This window comes from Chryseobacterium sp. FR048 (assembly GCF_056844665.1).
The window spans coordinates 227523-244792 of record NZ_JBXDSE010000004.1 but is presented as its reverse complement, the minus strand read 5'-3'; the positions used below and the strand labels follow the sequence as shown (position 1 = coordinate 244792).

Here is a 17270-nt window from a genome sequence, read left to right as displayed (position 1 = left end):
ATATTGAGGATAATATTTCCATTTTGAGGAAAAACATGCCAAATATTTATTTACGAACCTTCAGTTTTGCCAATCGCGGAATATCACCAAGACGAATTCCATTCCTTACAAAAACCTTGTGCATGTTCTCGTAATCAGAGAAATTATTTTTGAATGCTATTTCCTTCAAGCTAAGCGAAGTAAACGCAATATCACTAATAGCTTCCAACATCTTAATTTTTAACCAAAACCGATAGAAGGAATCACCAAGACAGGACTTGGAATCGCGCTGAAAATGCTCATAAATATAACCTTTGGATTCAATATAATTTTGAAGAGTCTGTTTAAATCCTAGATTATACGACTTTAGTAGATCCTTTATATATAAAACATCGGATGGTACATCTTGTAGTACATGTTTTGGAACGGATAGGTCAACAAAATGCACATAACCATTCCTTATGTCTTCCAAATATGCTATTCCAACGACAAGGTGCATGCTGTCCCCTTCTGTATATCGGAGATGAACTGGAAACACATCTTTAAAAGCCTGGGCTTTCCAATTCAACTTAGCAATAACATCAAGCACGATGGGGTCGTAATCATTTAAATCTGTAAAATCAAAACTACACACATGTTCCTTCTTGAATGCTTCATTCGGAATAATATCAAGCTTTTTTAAAATTGCATAAAAGCTATCCACAATACTTTGCAAACGCATAGATAATTCCAGTTGGTCGGAGAACAAAACGGCCGGCTTCACAAAGTTTAAATTGCAAAATTTAGAGATATTTCGCCCCGCCAAATCATCCAATAATGAAATGGTGTAAAAATTCATTGTAACCTATAGTTAGTTTTCAAAGTAAGACCGATCTCAGAACTGGCATTGTAATAAGTTTTCGTATAGTGTAATTTACGGCCTATAGTTTTTTAAATATAATATTTTTAATCTAATAAAGAAATAACATACAATAAATTACCAATTAAATGCATTACAACACATTACCGATCCTTTAATTGTAACAAAAAAGGACGGCTTTAAAGCCGTCCAATCGAGCATGGGCTCATTCTGGTAGTGTAGGATTTTCGTTTTATAAAAGTAACAAACAATTCCAGATTTAGAAATTATCTAACTGGGCCAATAATAATGGGGCCTAGCTTCTTATTGTTAAACTGGAATGATAGCTGCTTTTCATTACCAAAACTATCACTGATCCATACGTCAAAATTCTGTGCTACAAATGACTCAGAGGTATAATAAAGTCTGAATTCCTTTTGCATTAACGGGTATAGATCATTTGGCAGATAAGGTTTATGATCAAAATACCTCAATGTTCCTTGTCCGTCGTTCTGAAAATAACGTATATGATACTTATTTTCAGCGTACTCACCACTGGAGATAATCGATATTCTCATTTCCACTGTTTCACCAAGTGCTATATCTTTTGGTACAGGCATTACCTTTACATCAAAAGGAAAATTCTCCTGGATATCCAAAGTATCTTTTGTACAGCCTGACAAGAAGATAATTCCAACAATCGCCATCAACCCCAGTACAAGCGTACCAAATGACATTTGACTAATATGCATTATATTTTTCATAACATTATTTTTTCAAAAGTTAATGCGTAATCCAATCCCTGAAGAGGGTCTGAATTGATCCAAATCTGTTCCCCAAAGCACTCTAATTCGTCCCTGTAAAAGCAAAACGATATTATCCGACAAATAAGTTTCAAGAGATAATCTACCTGCTGTACCGAAGATAAAACCACCATCATTCAATAACAGCGCGCCGTCTGAAAGGATTCTATCGCCACGATTCAAAACTTCATATCCGGCAACACCGGTCAATCCCGCATTAAATGTGATAAACTTTCTCGCATCCGAAAGCAACTGTGTACTATATCCAATCTCACCCAAATAATTTTCCAACGGGAGCGTCCACTGCTTATAATCTGTAGTACGACGCTGAAATTCTGCACTCCAAATCCAGTAGTTCCCGCGCCTGCCGAAGCTATTTAGGGTTAAATTGACGTAGTAATTAGAACTTACATCTTTACTTGCCAGCATTCCGACACTTACCTCTAGCGCTTTTTGTTTATAGACCATGCGTTGGGAATATCCATGAATACTTATAAGCATAAGTATCAAAACAATGATATACTTTTTCATAAGATATTTTTTTACTGACTAATTTTGATTTTCATATCCGACACAGATTTCGCATTCACCAGATCGGAATTTTCTATTTCTAACACCTGATTTCGACCTCCATTCTTCTCATACAATGCGATCTTTAGAACCTGATCGTCACTAATGGTAAATTGATCGAGAAGCACGACATTTGCTGCCGATGATTCATCTGAAACGATCTCCATCATCGGATATTCACGTAATGGTGCAAGCTGTTTTTCCTGCGATACTGTCCTTTTACCAACCTGTTTATCCACAATCTTGAAAGTGCAATAATCAATTAAGTAAGGAACGTTCGATTTATTCTTGACCTCCGTATGAAAGTAAAATTTACCATTGTGCACAAATATGCCCTTCAGGATAAATTGCACACCATACGATTTAGATCCTATGTGTCTGATGTACCGTTTGTCTTGCTGATAAATGGTCTTCATCACCGTTTCCGTTAATGATGGTGGGTTAAAACCAAGTTCCTCAAACTGGACATTTTTTTGCTCGACACGTTCCCCCTCTTGTTGCATTTTATGCAGGTCATAATTTAATGTTTGCGGATAACCATTGTATGTCACATTAAAATTATAGAATTGCCCATCCTTTGTAATTACACTAAAATTAGTTTCTTCACTAAAATCCTTTACCGCAGCTTTAACACGCAGCACGTTCTGAGCATCTTCCGCGATTCCAGCAGTAAGCAACTCTGAACCCAGATCTGCATATCTTATCGCAACAGGAAAGATTAAATGAGTAGTCTTGTTGTATGTTACCTCAAGCCTATAGGCTTCGACCCTTCCCTTTTCAAGATCGGATTGTTGTCCAAAAGTTTTTATAAATAGTCCCACCAAAAGGACTATTAAAACTGTATTCCTTATGATATTCATCTTTTTGATTTTTGTTAATTATTCTTTTTCGTAACCAGCAAGACTTGCTGACCGGCTTTAAGGGTCACCTTGACAGTCCTTATTTTTTTTGAAAAATATCCCGAAACTCCCTGCACAAGACCGCGTGTCAGGTCGCCAACAACCTGCTGTCCTGCTGAACGCGACATGGAAATATTCATACCGGAACTTTGGCTCATATTAGCAGCTATCTCACCAGCGGCATTGATTTCATCAGACCTTGGAACGGATAACCCTAATTGACCATTCACATCATAAGCAAGTATCTCAACAGGCAGGATATTGCCCTTGACCTCAACTGATGAAACTTTTAACTGTAACCTATTCCCCTGAAATTTTGTACCAGCCTCCATTTCTGTCCCTTTGGGAACGCTGTAGCCCGCAATCGTTGCATCTTCCAGTAATCTCAGCTTTACAGAGCCATCCGCCGTAACAGTTTTAGTTTCCATAATTATAGCACGTATACTATTCCTTGCAATCCCCATTTTTTCTCTTGCCCCTACCGTTAAAAAGGAATGATTCCTTTCACCGTCCAGACTTGCTAGGAAAGTGCTGTCATCTTGTTCGCGATACAAAGCGCTGACGATACTTTTTCGTAGTACCTTTAGACTTTCCGTTTTTTCGGTTTTGCTTGGACTTTTATGATAATTATAATTTGCTGAATCTTTAAAAGATGCTGCTGCTGTCATATCAGTTCCTTGGGTTCCACTGGGAAGATATTTTGATGCCATTTGATACGACTTTTCCATTAAAGTTAGCTGGTCATTCAAGGTAGGAGCAGCCGGAACATCCTTTGCAGAAAGCTTCTCTTGCAATTGATCAACTTTCCTGCGCAATTCCAATTTCTCCCTGTCATCATCTTGATAAAAGGAACTCAGTGTACTTTGTGCATTTCTGTAGCTCGTTAACGAATTATTTTGGTAACCTGGGTTTCCAATATTTCCTGATGTATTTCCAACACTTGCGGTAGACCCAGGAAATTCTCCGGCTGTAGTGCTATCGCCGTTGTTATTCCAATAATCAGCCAGTGATTGCAATGAACTTCTTTTTTCAGCTTCCTTTTCATCCAACATCTCTTTCTCGTATGCCTTTTGTTTATCCGCCTGCAAACCTTTGTCCGTAGCTTCGGGAACAACATTTTTTAATCCCTTTTCATCTATCGCGCTACCAGAACTTTTTGGCTTAAATATCAAATACAGGCACGCAATAAAAACAATTCCCATGAGTCCAAAAATCAACGGTTTTTTGAACTTGTCAACTTTTGATTTACTATCGGTTAAATTGGAACTATTACTGCCAGTTTCATCATCGACGATTATACTTATTCGTTTATTCTCTCTCTCTTCCATTTCTATATTTTTTATAGTTAATTAGGATAGAATCCTTCCTCGCAGATGAACCATCATTAATGGAGGGAGATTCTATATGACTTATTTCCATTTGTCGATCCTCTTTGTCCAGATCATAGCATACCTTGACAAGCACACCAATGCCCATTGTGAGGTAAAAAGCAAAAAGAATAAGGACATACCTGCATTGGGTCTTTAGCGGTAGTGCTTGCCACCTATTATCGAGTTTTTCTAACTCGCTTTCGATTGTATTTCTAAAATTTTTCATGTTATTTTTTTTAGCTATAATGAACCTTCGTTGTGCAGATTTTTCATTCGTCTACTACTTGTTTCTACCGCTCGATAACCTCTTCGTCCTTATTTGCTAATACACCGAATTTCAAAATCTGAAATCCCTGTGGGTTATTATCTGATTTCACACTGTTCAAGAGTGTACAGGAAGTAACCAAGCTTCGCCTGGTCAGATTACTGGATCTTATAATGAACTGCTTGGCATAGGTAGTCACAGCATAGGGGTAAGAATTAAAATTGCATACAACGCTATCAACCTCAATACGTTGCTGCACATTACCAGAGATAATCCGATTATAGTATCCCTTCTCTGCAAGATCATGGTAGTAGTCGTAGGCACTTTTGTCCGCCAGATCAAATGCGCGTTTCATATTACTTTCAATGGCAGCTTTGTCGGGAGCAAGCGTAAAAAACAGCTCGTGAAATCTACGCACATGTTCTCTGGCCATAACCGGCCTATTAATGGCAGCGTCCTGTGATAAAGCCAGCATTAGGGATTTACCTTGATCCAAAACATAAATCTTTTCCCGCTGCACATTTGCAAAAGAATAGGATTTCCAGACTGAAAATCCAGTCACTCCAAAGCAAAGCAATGCAAAAACAATAGCGTATAGCCGGATCTGTCTAAAGCTATTCTCTATATTTCTTAAAGTTTTAAACTCCATAACTATTTCGTTTTTTGCCCACCTTGATTATTACCCATAAGTTGACCTCCAACTTCGCCGATGGCAGCTCCAGCACCAGCAGCAGCGACATTTCCGCTACGCATAGCCATTTGACTAACATTTCTGGTAAAGTTCCCAGCGCCTCCAGCCTGGATAATCCAGCCCGTCACTGTAGGTATGGTGAAGTAACCAACAATTCCAATGATCATGAATATCACATATACGGTGTTACTGGTGTCGGGAATAAATGTTGGATCGTTGAGCATTTCAATATCCCGCTCTAATATCAAAGACTGGATTTTCGCAAGCATTGCACTGAACATATCCGCCACAGGAAGCCATAGGTAAACACTTATATACCGTGTCAGCCACTGGCTTAATGTACTCTGAAAACCATCCCATACGCTGATCGCAAATGCTATGGGGCCTAATATAGAAAGCACGATCAGAAAAAATGTTCGAATTGTATCGACGACCAAAGCAGCAGCCTGAAAGAGGATTTCCAGCAGTTCCCGAAGCCACTTTTTTGTTGCCTGCTCCATATTATAAGCCGTGCGATCCATATACATTCCTGCCATAGTAACCAGATCATTTGGCGCCCAGCCCAACTCTTCCAGTTTTTTGTCGAATTCCTCGTTATTGACCAGATAGGCTGTTTCTGGATTTCTCAGTGTTGCTTCCTTTTCCAATAGGTCCTTCTGCTCCTGTAGCTTATTTAGGTCAAGCACCTGATTGTCCAGCATACTATGTGTTCCTTGCACAACCGGACTTAAAACCGCATTAATGGTTCCCAGTACGATGGTTGGAAAGAACATGATGCACATTCCAATCGCAAACGGTCGAAGTAAAGGGAAAACATCGATAGGTTCCGCTCTGCTCAATGCCTGCCACACTTTTAGTGCGACATAGAACAATGCACCCAATCCGGCAACACCTTTGGCAACAGTTGCCATTGTAGCAGACATCGGAAGCATCTCATCGTAGAGCCCCCGAAGGAGCTCATGTAGATTATTAAATTCCATAATTTTTCTTTTGATTTACCAATACTTTTGCCCATCTGTTCCATATAATTCCATTACCCTTTTGGTATTGTTTTGCTTCTTTGCGCGAAGAATACTGACAGAAATGTTTTTACTCGTATAGTATCGAACAAGGCTGTGGTATTCTTTGACCTCCTTATATACGCGGTCGATAATTTCCATTCGTTCCTTATCATTTAATGAAAGACTGCTTGAAGTGACGATCTGCTTGAGATCCTTAAGCAGCTCAGTACTCTCATTTAATAGTGCAGAATAGCCGTTACCGATAGCCATAAGTTCATTCGGAGAAAAATTATTGTCATTCAACATTTTCCCAAAATTGTTTACATACATTGAACTGACATCTCCGACCAGCAATACCGTCTGCTGCACCTTCCTGGCATCTTTGACTAAATTGTTTACGGCCTTTAGCTTATCATAGTATTCCTTCCCCTGCTCGTAAACTTTCTTGACTTCGTTAAAATTTTTCACAACATTTGATACCGTGCTGGAGGTCTGTACAATTTCATTGGCAGAATTTAAAATTCCCGAAGCCAGATTTGTCGGGTCGGTTACAACCCACTGTGCTTGTACTTTTTGGGTAATGGCTACTGTTAACACCATTACTACGGTGATAATAAAATTTTTCATTTTCTAAATTTTTAGGATTGTTATTAAATAGTTAATTGTCTTCTCTCGACAGTCCCTTGATCCTTCGTAGGGATATTTTCTTGATCGCTCCCTCAACATCGCCACCCATTTCCTGCGCAAGATTCATCACTTCTAATTTTTCAGATTCTTCCGTTGTATACGCCAAATACTCGTGGTGGCTCACTTCTGTGGCATATACTGCGGAATGCGTTCCACCTAAACCGATCCAAACTTCTTTGTAGAGGCGTGTGGGGTCATTATCCTGGTTAATACTTAAAATCTGAGATTTTTCGCGTTCGGTCAGACCCAGCATTTTTTGAATGTCATCAAACTTATTAGCGTACTTTCGTTGGTCGAGCAAAATCTTGCAGTCTGAATTATTAATAATACTTTCACGTACAATCGGTGAATGAATAATGTCGTCCACTTCCTGGGTTACCACTACCGCTTCGCCAAAAAACTTCCTAACCGTTTTAAAGAGATACTTTAAATATTCCGCCATTCCTTCCTTAGCAATGGCCTTCCAGGCTTCTTCAATTAGTATCATTTTACGAACACCTTTTAACCTGCGCATCTTATTAATAAAGGTTTCCATTATGATTATTGTCACAACAGGAAATAGGATTTTATGATCTTTGATAGCATCAATTTCAAAGACAATAAATCTCTTATTAAGCAAATCAAGCTCTTTTTCTGAGTTCAGCAAATAGTCATATTCTCCACCTTTGTAATAAGGTTCCAGCACATTTAGAAAATTTGCAAGGTCGAAATCTTTTTCGCGGACTTCCTTTTCCTGAAGTACCCTTTTATAGTCTCCTTTCACATATTCATAAAAGCCATTAAAACTTGGTTGAACAGTTGATGATTTTATTTGCTCGATATAACCCGCAACCGCATTTGACAAAGCCACCTCTTCACTACGCCTCGGAGCTTCATCATCACGTTTCCAAAGGGTAAGGATAAGCGTCTTGATGCTCTCTCTTTTTTCGATGTCAAATACATTGTCTTCCGTGAAGAAAGGGTTGAACGAAATCGGATTATCTTCGGTGTAAGTAAAATAAACGCCATCACCGCCTTTCGTCTTTCCCTTGATAAGCTCGCATAAACCTTGATAAGAATTTCCAGTGTCCACTAAAAGCACATGCGTCCCCTGCTCATAATACTGCCTCACCATATGGTTGGTGAAGAATGATTTTCCACTTCCATTTTTTTGAAGGGTTGGCGGGCTACTCAATTAAGGGTAGCCCGCCAACCCCCAGATGGCCCCAGAATGAAACGGTTTCTATTGGTAATAATGCCTTTTTTCATAGGCAAGTCCGAAATATCCAAATGGATTGGCTTACCCGTCAGCCTATCTGCGAGTTTGATCCCAAATGGCGACAATGAATCCTTATAGTTCGTTTCCTCCGTAAAAAAGCAAAGAGCTGGTTCAATGAAGGTGTAAAAGGATTCTTCAGAAGGGAAGTCACCTGAGTTGCCGGGTATCCCCGCCCAAAATAATGTGGCAGCGTCAACTGTGTTATGACGTGGTTTACATTCCATCAATGCCAAGGCACTTCCTACATCGTTCTTTATTTGTCGTAATTCTTCTCGATCTTCAGACCAGGCAAATACATTGAAATGCGCCCGAATAGAAGGAGACCCATGAGAATGTGCCTCATTCAAATACCTTTCGATCCATTCCCTATTTATCTGATTGGCACGGCTATACCTTGCAAGTGAATGCATATTACGGGCAGATTTTTCAAACTTTCGTAAATTATCGGAACTATTGTCAATGAAGAGGTATTGATTATAAATGTGATTACAGCTCAACATTAGCCCAACGGGGGAGGCAAACGATAACATACAGTCACTTCTGTCGGTCGATAATCTGTCATACCGTTGCGATTCAGAAACGACACCAGGTAGATCATCGGTATCTGAAAGCGTATGCAAAACCATTCGGTTGCTTCCTATTCGTAGTTCCTCAGCACCTAGTGCCAGGTCTTCTAAGGGCACATCTTTTTCGCGTGACAGTGTGAAATACTGATCCAGTATTCCACTTCCATCCTTAGTTCCGATAATGTCAGACTCTTCGAGCTGATTCATTTTGATGTATCCGCTGTCATTAATGATACGCTGGAATTGCGAAACGTTCTCTACAAATCGTCGCATACCTTCCCTATCTCTGACCTCCTTTGAGATTAAGTTTCCCTTACAAAGACTACTAAAGTTGCTTTGCATGCGCATCCTATCTTTAGTAGTTTTAGTTATAAAAACATAGCAGTAGTGATTTAAAAAGGGGCGTTCATTAAAATGCATTTGAAAGGAACGCGATAAAAAACTATGTTCAGCATTTTCTAAGTCGGGTCTATATTCTTCTTTTAAGTACCAATCCTGCTTATGTACAATGGTAAAATCAGGAAGTGTTTTAACAGCCTTGCTCCAGGTAGAATGAATAGACTCATAAACATCAGCTCCTACGGTGAAGAGCTCAGGAAGAATAATTTGAAAACATAACGTGATATCCCCTTCCTTTGAGATGATGCAGTTATTTTCTACGGCCAGCAATGGAAATCTACTTTCCAAGGTGGTAGCCTTGCTAATATTTTTCATTGTAAAGATTTTTGTTTTTTTATTATCTACGGTTGCGCAGTTTTCTTGATTGGGCTCGAAGCCGCTGACTGGCAACCCATTTTTCATTTCGGACCAACTCGATTGACCTGCCAATCTTTACCGTGTCTACAAAGATTAAATCAGGATTCTGTTGACCGTTTTTATGATCCCGAAGATCCTTACACAGTGGTGGGCATCGAAGTTTTCTGTCAATGTAGAATCCTAGCTGGTCATTGTTAATATCCAAGTGAAGATCCTGGCGAGTCAACAAGTTGAAGGGGTTTTCCTTTTCGCGAAAGCAAATGTTCTGAAACTCATAGAGAAACTTTATTTCTGCTATTTCAACTTCGATTGCTTTGACACGTGGATGCATCTGTCCTACATATGCCCATAGTAACCTCGATCCCTCGCGGTCGTAAATTTCAAGTTGCTGCAAATGAATTTCCTTATACTGATCCTTGTTACCGCACGAAAGCTCTCCGACATTTCTGGTCTCTTCATCAAAATGAAAGTGAAGCTCACGACCACAGTGATTAATATTTCGTCCACTGATTATGTTGTTCCTATCCTCCGTATCAATCAACCGATAGTTCAATGCATCCACATAAAAGTCCGACCCTGGAACTAAACTGATCATCGGTAACAATCTTTCTTCATTCGCCATATCCATGTTATTTTCCATTAGGTGACTTACATACTAGATACTTGGTAATAATCTTTCTGCTGATGATATACTTTGGGTGCTTATTTTTTGCGCCAAGCTTCATCAGGCCATGCTCGCCATATTTTGCATTAAGCGCGAAAGTTTTCCAGATAATAAGTGAAGCAGTACTGAGACAGAAACTAAGACACAGGTACATGTGGATTCCAACCATATACATGATCATCACAAGGATGAGAGCAGTAAGCAGCCCACCGGCAAAAACAAAAAGGTATTGAGCTTTCAAACCTTTGAATTCAACCGTCCTCCCTATTCCTTTATTAATATGATACTTCATAGCAATTTTATAGAAAGAATGAACGCAATATTGTTGCAGCCACAATCAGGAAAATACATGCCCCAAACCAGCTCGCCGCCGTTTTACTCGTGTCAGGGTCTCCAGATGAAAATTTATTATACACTTTCACCCCTCCAATCAGTCCGACGACAGCACCGATCGCATAGATCAGCTTGGTTGCAGGATCAAAATAGCTGGTTACCATTTGGGTTGCTTCTGATATACCTGCTACACCATTTCCTTGGGCGAGGAGCACATTTTGGAAGGAAAAGCAAATGGCAAATACTAACAGAATTTTTAGTCTTCGATTTTTCATGTTTCATTACATTTTTAGTTCGTAATCCCCGCCTGTGCGGGCTTGGAAACAAAGGTGTCACGGGAATGAAATGAAATTGGGGAGTGTGGTATAGAGCGGACTAAATTGGCCTAAGGTTTCCTAATTGAACATATTCTTGATACAAAAAAAACCGCCAAAGTACTCAACTTTGGCGGCTCCTTACTATTAGCCATTTATATATCTATAGCTTTGGTCCTCTTTTATTTTTGAAAGAATTTTCCTGTGCTTTGACGGCTTTCTGAATAGGTTTCTTTAATCTGTTTTCAGTAATAAGATCATCTATCCCTGTTTGTTTCCAGGGAACGATCTTAGCGTCAAATTCAAGCTTCAATCCAACCCACTTTAGATCAGCTGTTTCAGGCCATCCGTTTCGCCTGTTCCAGCCGACAGGATCGAGTACCTTCACATCTGGAATTTCAACGAATAACAGATCCTTTGGATATTCAGTGATATTCTCATAGTCCAGCTTTCCAATTTCATGCGTGCGTGGATTGTAGGGAAATGCATAAGTGTTGGTTTCCACAACATAATAATCGTCAAGGTCGTCAAAACGGATACCCAGTGTTGAAAAATCATCTTTGGGCCTTAATAAATCTATTCGGGCATCTGCATAGAAAATACTATCGGCAATTGTAATAGTTGGAAGTTGGCCGGAAGAAATTCGCTTTTTAAGCAAGTCCTGATCAACCATAACCTCAAAATCACTTGACCCCTGAATTTCTTCCACTGACTTATTGTATTTTAATGCCATACCATTCGGATCCAAGGTTACCAGTGGAGGCAGATCGACCATAAAGGATTTACCGGTAGATTCATCGTAGTGCTCAAACGAATAGCCTTCTTTCCCTAGATCGTTCATTTGAAACATAGAATAAGTATTTCTGGGATTTGACGTTTCTCGCACAGAATTATTTTCAACATCAACAAGAAATTCGAAATTTTCCCATTTGTAAATAGGCAGGTTTGTTTCCATAACATTTTGATTTTAGTTTTTCTTAATTCCAAGACTGCTAAAATCTGCGGAAACAGGAAAAGGATGCACAGAATGAGATAATGAAGTACTAATTATTCCTATAGTGTCCCATTGATGCATTGTTTTCGTCAAGCTCTACCTTGCAATCGAAATTGATACTATCATAAAAAATTACCAATATCAAAATCGTCCAACTGGCCTTCAGATGGTGCCACAACGTTCAAGTTCTTGCTATCTAAAGTTTTATCAAGTAAAATTGCTACCCTTTGGGAAGCACCTTCAATTGTATTCTCTAAAACATTGTATAAATCCGTCCCCTGTATTTTTTGCATAATATCAATTACCTTATTTTGCTGCTCCGATTCGAGATCATTTTGCTGGAGAAGTTTTCCTACCGTCAACAACTCTTCAAGGGAAACACCCTGACTGAATCTTTCATCATAAGGTGGAAATTCATCCTCCAACCATTCTTCATCTTCGATCGGATCAATAGGTACTTCGTCCTCCAGTTGTGCATTTAATTGATTTTCCAAAACTTTGTTAGGTTGATCCAATTCATCAGTTTTAGGTTTTATCAATGGCCTACCGCTAATTCTGTCTTCATTTAACCTATGATCTGTGTCCTTATGGGTTTTGCCCATAACATCAGGTAATCGGGAAGAAACCGCCTTCGGTTCCGGTGTTTTCACGGACTTAACTATTTTAACCTTATCAATAGCAAGCAAAACGATAATTGTAAAAAGGCAGACCAGGATCACAATTTGTATTAAACCTTCCATAACACATCAAAAAAGAGGTTTACAGTTAGCTTCAAATTCCTCAATTATCATCGACTCAAATAGGTCAAAATGATGTGAAAGTATATTGTCGAGGTAGGCATAGAGAGGGATCTTATCTCCGCCAATGATTTGGGCAATCCGGGATAAACGTTGGTGGTACTCTTCCCGCAAATAGATACTTTTTTCACCTCTTTTTTCCATATTTTTTTTGTCTAGGAACAACTTTTCATACGTTCCCTTAGCAATTCCTGTTTCTTGATTTACCTTAATCGTAACTTCAACTTTGTTTTGTGTCTTTTTCATTGTCAATTATATTATTGGTTTAAATCGGTCATTGAAGTAATCAGTGATGTCACCCCCAAATTCCCTGAAATGATATTCCAAAATATTGTCTATGTAAGAGTACAGCGTTACTTTATCTTCCCTTGTCAATTGTACGATCCGAAGCAACCGTTCATGGAATTCCGATCGAATGTATACAACCTTACCACTTCTTCCCGAAGGAAAACGGTTGACCAGAAACGTTTCTTCATAATCAACTTTCTTAGCTAATGATGATTTTGCCCGTTCGCGGGGTTTACTCTCTTTTTGTTCATCCTGTTTAACGATAATCTTATCTGGAGCTGGCTCATCTCCACTCATAATCTGCATGAGATAATCTTCATCGACGACAGGTCTTTCAAAACTTTTTCGTTCCTTTCCTCTTGTCATTTTTTTAAAATTTATAAGTGAATGATCTTTAGAAACTCAGCTATAAAAAGGTCAAAGCGGGTAACCTTCAATAGCTGCAACTCAGCTGGTAGCAGACTGGATCTAAAAACGTAATTAATCGTGTCATCCGTCTCTTTTCTAAACCGCTTACTATCCCGAATACCTGCTTTCATTATAAGTAGACTAAGCTCCTCAATCACCTCTTGGTATGCTTTGTAGAGACCTGTCTTTTCACGACCGTCAACCTGGTTCCAAAACAGCCAGAGGGCTAACCCTTCATTGTGATCATCTGAGGTAGGAAGCTGAAGAAAGGCCTTACTGAACGCAAGTGTACTCTCCACAACAAGACGATCAGCTGTAATGGGAGAAAAAATAAAATCCATAGACTTTAACGCGGTTAACACGCCTTTTGTATTGGCTGTACCCGGTAAATCAAAGAATATAATATCTGGCTCAACAGAAAGCTGACTTATATTCTCTAAAGCTGTTTCCAGAGCTATATCCGCCTTACTTTTTATAATCGGGTACGCTTTCTTATTAATGGTCTGGAACTGCTTCATAGCTGCCTTCTTGTGATATTCACTATTCATGATACTTACTCTATCTCTTTCTCGCATATTACTCAGACTATGCTGTGGGAAGTCACAGTCCATAACCAAAACATTAAAACCTAATCGATAATGCAGCACACTTGCCAGCAAAGTTGTGATTGTGGACTTCCCCACTCCTCCTTTTTGCGTATAAATGCTGACCTTTAAAGTTTTCTTCTTTTTTTCCATTGCTTATATATTATTAATCATTTTACCATTTAACCCCAAAAGCGGGAATGCAGAAACATATTTTATCTCTTTACTTCGACAATTGCAGTGTGTAATACCTTGTATACAAGTTGTTATATTACTTTTTATATGATTACCAAGGTGGAAATATGACCATAAATGAAAATGTAAAACCATTCACAGGTAGATACAAAAGACATTTTGCCAACTTTACCGCTTTTACGCTTTTACACTTTTATGTTTTTATGTTTTTATGTTTTTATGTTTTTATGTTTTTAAAACCTAATACTTTTATTACCTACTTATTGACATGTTACATTCCTGACCAAAATGCAGGTTTACCAATCTTCCCCATTTGTTGTAAAGGAAAACAGTTTTAATAGGTATTAATGCTATCAGGGACATACTAACCTATCTTTTCCGAAATTGACTTAATCCTTTTAGGATTAACTTCTACTGTAGTATTTTTTTTATTTCTGTTCCCGTGAACAGAGCAAGTTGTGTTTTGAGTGCCTCAAAACTCGTTTTGTGCCCCAAAACGACTTGCTCCTGCCGAGAGCTCAGTACATCCTCCGAAGTCGGATGTACTATTTGAATATTTTATTAATTATTGTATTCCTTTCGGCTATCAAACGCCGACTTAGGAAAGAATAAGCAAAAACCTGGTTTGTTGCTTTCAAAACAGATAAGTTTTGTCAAAAAGATATGAATGCACAACACAAAGGCGGGAGAAATCCAAAATTAAACAGGGCGGTACACCGCTATGTTTTCAGATTAACAGAAACCGAAAACACAAGGTTTCTATCACTTTTTGAGCAGAGCGGATTGGATACAAAAGCAAAGTTTATTGTATCACTATTATTTGAGAGACGCATAAAATCAATTAAAATAGATGCTGGCGCAAATGAATACACAACCAAATTATCGCATTTCTTCGCACAATTCAGAGCCATCGGTGTAAATTACAATCAGGTAGTGAAGGTGATACATACGAACTTCAGTGATAAAAAAACGATACTATATGTTGGTAAATTGGAAAAGTACACCCTTGAATTAGCCAACTTATGTAAGGAAATACTGATTCTCACCAAACAGTTTGAAACAGAGTACCTGCTAAAAAAAGAAAATTAATGGTCGCAAAAATAGGAAGAGGAACTAATATCTATGGCGCTTTACAGTACAACCACGGCAAAGTTCTCAATAATAATGGCGAGATTTTGCACCTTCATCATATGAAGGAAACTGCTGACGGAAATTATACGGCAATGCAACTCTTAACTTCTTTTGCCCCTTATTTACTGGCAAATAAAAACACCGAAAAAACAGCCCTTCATATTTCACTTAATCCAGATCCAAACGATAGTATTTCTGATGAGGACTATATAAAGATTGCTGAGGAATACATGCAGAAATTGGGCTATGGCGAACAACCTTATGTCGTCTTCAAGCATACTGACATCGAACGTACGCATATACACGTTGTATCAACAACAGTTGATTGTAAGGGTATTAAAATTCCGGATTCATTTGAAAAGAAAAAATCAATGGATATCTGTAGAGAACTCGAAACAAAGTTTAACCTATCGCCTGCACCTGAAAAGCAGTTTGGCGATCCCAGCATCCCATTAAATCCAGTTCATTACATGACAGGAAACATTAAAGCTCAGATCGCATCTATTGTTCGTTATCTTCCCAAGTACTACCATTTCCAGACCTTAGGAAGTTATAATGCATTGTTGTCACTTTTTAATATAACGTCTGAGTACATCAAAAAGGAACACCGAGGGGAAATCAAAGAGGGATTGGTTTATTTCGCTACAGATGAAAATGGAAATAAAGTAAGCAATCCCTTTAAATCTTCATTGTTTGGTAAACAGGCAGGACTAAAAGAACTCAGGGCTCATTTTGATAAAAGTAGACCGAACAGCGCATCAGCTAAATCTTCCATTACAGAAGCTATCCAGCAGGCAATGCAGCTAAATTCAAACGAAAAGACCTTTAAGGAATATTTGATCCAACATGGAATTAACACTGTTATCAGGAGAAATGAGCAAGACCGAATTTACGGCATTACCTTCATAGACCATAATACAAGGAATGTGTTTAACGGTTCCCAACTAGGAAAGCAATTCTCAGCGAATGTCTTTCAAGAACTATTTTCTAGTCACGACTTAAAACTGAACCAAAATAAAATAGTACAGCCAATTATTATAAATCAGACAAATTCAACTAATAATACGGCCACATCAGATAACTTACATCCGTTTTTTGATTTTATGGTAAATCTTCCTAACATTGATGGTTTTGGGTTCCTCGAATCACTACTCACTGGCACATTTGCCGAAGATCCCGAAGAGCAAGCCTTTGAATATCAGATGAAGAAAAAACGAAAAAAACGCCCCACCTGATAATCGCCAGCAAAAGCGTCAGAAAGATGGTACAACCTACAAAAAACCGTAAGTGGCCCAGATTTCCTGAATACGGTCTTCTAATCTCTCTGCCATATATGAACTTATATAGACGCGATCCTGCCAAATTTCAACGCACCAATATCCCAGTTCATCATTCCACCATACAAGCCCGTGAAAATTACTGGCCGTAAATTCAGCACAGTAATTCTTTCCCTGTATCCACGATGCCACATTATGATCCACCTCATTATCAAAATTTGAAAAGACCGACCATTTTTGGTATATAACAAACTTTTTAGGTATCCTCAAATCTACTTTCATAAATGACCTATAATTTTTATTGACTGAATTCCCAAAAATGTAGACGATTAGGCTAACTTGGATATCATAACCTATAACGAAGAGCTATTTGGCGCCAGATGTCTTCTGCCAGATCCTTATCTTCGCCATGTGCAAAATGCCATTTTCCATCTCGCTTAATAAGAGTCTGAACCAGCCCATCTAATAAAACGGAAAATTCTTCTTGGTCCTTCGTTAAATCTTTTTTCAATAAAACAATCTGGAAATCACGGTTTTTAAATGTAATCCTAAAAGTCTGCTTATTAAAATGTTCTTCATATTGTCCGATTGTATCCAGCATG

General features: G+C 38.5%; 21 protein-coding genes and 1 pseudogene. 2 read left to right on the top strand and 20 right to left on the bottom strand.

Annotation, left to right across the window (positions count from 1 at the left end; translation table 11 throughout):
* Positions 1-46 precede the first annotated feature (46 nt).
* From AC106K_RS13620 to AC106K_RS13535, 18 genes and pseudogenes are all read right to left on the bottom strand, one after another.
* Positions 47-817, bottom strand: a complete 771-nt coding sequence (locus tag AC106K_RS13620) for a helix-turn-helix domain-containing protein (RefSeq protein WP_123871812.1) — start codon at positions 815-817, stop codon at positions 47-49.
* Positions 818-1104: 287 nt separating this feature from the next.
* Positions 1105-1581 (bottom strand): DUF3872 domain-containing protein, encoded by a 477-nt coding sequence (locus tag AC106K_RS13615; protein ID WP_123871813.1) that lies wholly within the window; start codon positions 1579-1581, stop codon positions 1105-1107.
* A gap of 12 nt (positions 1582-1593) precedes the next feature.
* Positions 1594-2151 carry a conjugal transfer protein TraO gene (locus AC106K_RS13610; RefSeq protein WP_123871814.1) on the bottom strand — a complete coding sequence of 186 codons (558 nt, stop codon included), beginning with the start codon at positions 2149-2151 and terminating at the stop codon, positions 1594-1596.
* Positions 2152-2162: 11 nt separating this feature from the next.
* Positions 2163-3050 carry a conjugative transposon protein TraN gene (gene traN, locus AC106K_RS13605; protein ID WP_076351020.1) on the bottom strand — a complete coding sequence of 296 codons (888 nt, stop codon included), beginning with the start codon at positions 3048-3050 and terminating at the stop codon, positions 2163-2165.
* 14 nt (positions 3051-3064) lie between these two features.
* A complete protein-coding gene (traM, locus tag AC106K_RS13600; RefSeq protein WP_123871815.1) occupies positions 3065-4417 on the bottom strand; it encodes a conjugative transposon protein TraM in 1353 nt (450 codons plus the stop codon).
* Positions 4398-4685 carry a nitrogen regulatory IIA protein gene (locus tag AC106K_RS13595; RefSeq protein WP_482446073.1) on the bottom strand — a complete coding sequence of 96 codons (288 nt, stop codon included), beginning with the start codon at positions 4683-4685 and terminating at the stop codon, positions 4398-4400. The genes traM and AC106K_RS13595 overlap by 20 nt, the downstream gene beginning before the upstream one ends.
* A gap of 64 nt (positions 4686-4749) precedes the next feature.
* The gene (gene traK, locus AC106K_RS13590; RefSeq protein ID WP_123871817.1) at positions 4750-5373 is read right to left on the bottom strand and encodes a conjugative transposon protein TraK; all 624 of its coding nucleotides are present in this window, start codon (positions 5371-5373) and stop codon (positions 4750-4752) included.
* 2 nt (positions 5374-5375) lie between these two features.
* The gene (gene traJ, locus AC106K_RS13585) at positions 5376-6395 is read right to left on the bottom strand and encodes a conjugative transposon protein TraJ (protein ID WP_076351014.1); all 1020 of its coding nucleotides are present in this window, start codon (positions 6393-6395) and stop codon (positions 5376-5378) included.
* A 15-nt stretch (positions 6396-6410) separates the two neighbouring features.
* Complete coding sequence (locus AC106K_RS13580; protein WP_378114386.1) at positions 6411-7016, bottom strand: DUF4141 domain-containing protein; 606 nt, start codon at positions 7014-7016, stop codon at positions 6411-6413.
* Positions 7017-7074: 58 nt separating this feature from the next.
* Positions 7075-9641 (bottom strand): annotated as a pseudogene (locus tag AC106K_RS13575) (TraG family conjugative transposon ATPase).
* 22 nt (positions 9642-9663) lie between these two features.
* Entirely contained in the window at positions 9664-10305 is a 642-nt protein-coding gene (locus AC106K_RS13570; protein WP_482446071.1) for a hypothetical protein, read from the bottom strand.
* Between the two features lie 7 nt (positions 10306-10312).
* The gene (locus AC106K_RS13565) at positions 10313-10639 is read right to left on the bottom strand and encodes a DUF4133 domain-containing protein (protein ID WP_076351008.1); all 327 of its coding nucleotides are present in this window, start codon (positions 10637-10639) and stop codon (positions 10313-10315) included.
* A 7-nt stretch (positions 10640-10646) separates the two neighbouring features.
* The gene (locus AC106K_RS13560) at positions 10647-10955 is read right to left on the bottom strand and encodes a DUF4134 domain-containing protein (protein WP_076351006.1); all 309 of its coding nucleotides are present in this window, start codon (positions 10953-10955) and stop codon (positions 10647-10649) included.
* Between the two features lie 202 nt (positions 10956-11157).
* Positions 11158-11949, bottom strand: a complete 792-nt coding sequence (locus tag AC106K_RS13555; protein WP_482446069.1) for a hypothetical protein — start codon at positions 11947-11949, stop codon at positions 11158-11160.
* A 161-nt stretch (positions 11950-12110) separates the two neighbouring features.
* Positions 12111-12728: a conjugal transfer protein TraD gene (locus AC106K_RS13550; RefSeq protein WP_123871821.1), complete on the bottom strand. Its 618-nt coding sequence runs from the start codon at positions 12726-12728 to the stop codon at positions 12111-12113.
* Positions 12729-12734: 6 nt separating this feature from the next.
* On the bottom strand, positions 12735-13031 hold the full coding sequence (locus AC106K_RS13545) for a DUF3408 domain-containing protein (RefSeq protein WP_076351002.1): 297 nt from the start codon (positions 13029-13031) through the stop codon (positions 12735-12737).
* 6 nt (positions 13032-13037) lie between these two features.
* The gene (locus AC106K_RS13540) at positions 13038-13439 is read right to left on the bottom strand and encodes a DUF3408 domain-containing protein (protein ID WP_123871822.1); all 402 of its coding nucleotides are present in this window, start codon (positions 13437-13439) and stop codon (positions 13038-13040) included.
* 11 nt (positions 13440-13450) lie between these two features.
* Complete coding sequence (locus AC106K_RS13535; protein ID WP_123871823.1) at positions 13451-14218, bottom strand: ParA family protein; 768 nt, start codon at positions 14216-14218, stop codon at positions 13451-13453.
* Positions 14219-14923: 705 nt separating this feature from the next.
* On the opposite strand from AC106K_RS13535, the gene mobA reads away from it, so the two are divergent.
* Both mobA and mobB read left to right on the top strand, forming a co-directional pair.
* Complete coding sequence (mobA, locus tag AC106K_RS13530; protein ID WP_076350994.1) at positions 14924-15349, top strand: conjugal transfer protein MobA; 426 nt, start codon at positions 14924-14926, stop codon at positions 15347-15349.
* Positions 15349-16626 (top strand): conjugal transfer protein MobB, encoded by a 1278-nt coding sequence (mobB, locus tag AC106K_RS13525; RefSeq protein WP_123871825.1) that lies wholly within the window; start codon positions 15349-15351, stop codon positions 16624-16626. The genes mobA and mobB overlap by 1 nt, the downstream gene beginning before the upstream one ends.
* Before the next feature lie 36 nt (positions 16627-16662).
* Here mobB and AC106K_RS13520 read toward each other — a convergent pair whose 3' ends face one another.
* Together AC106K_RS13520 and AC106K_RS13515 are read right to left on the bottom strand one after the other, a co-directional pair.
* Positions 16663-16950, bottom strand: a complete 288-nt coding sequence (locus tag AC106K_RS13520; RefSeq protein WP_123871827.1) for a hypothetical protein — start codon at positions 16948-16950, stop codon at positions 16663-16665.
* Positions 16951-17014: 64 nt separating this feature from the next.
* Entirely contained in the window at positions 17015-17269 is a 255-nt protein-coding gene (locus tag AC106K_RS13515; protein ID WP_076350988.1) for a hypothetical protein, read from the bottom strand.
* Position 17270 lies beyond the last annotated feature (1 nt).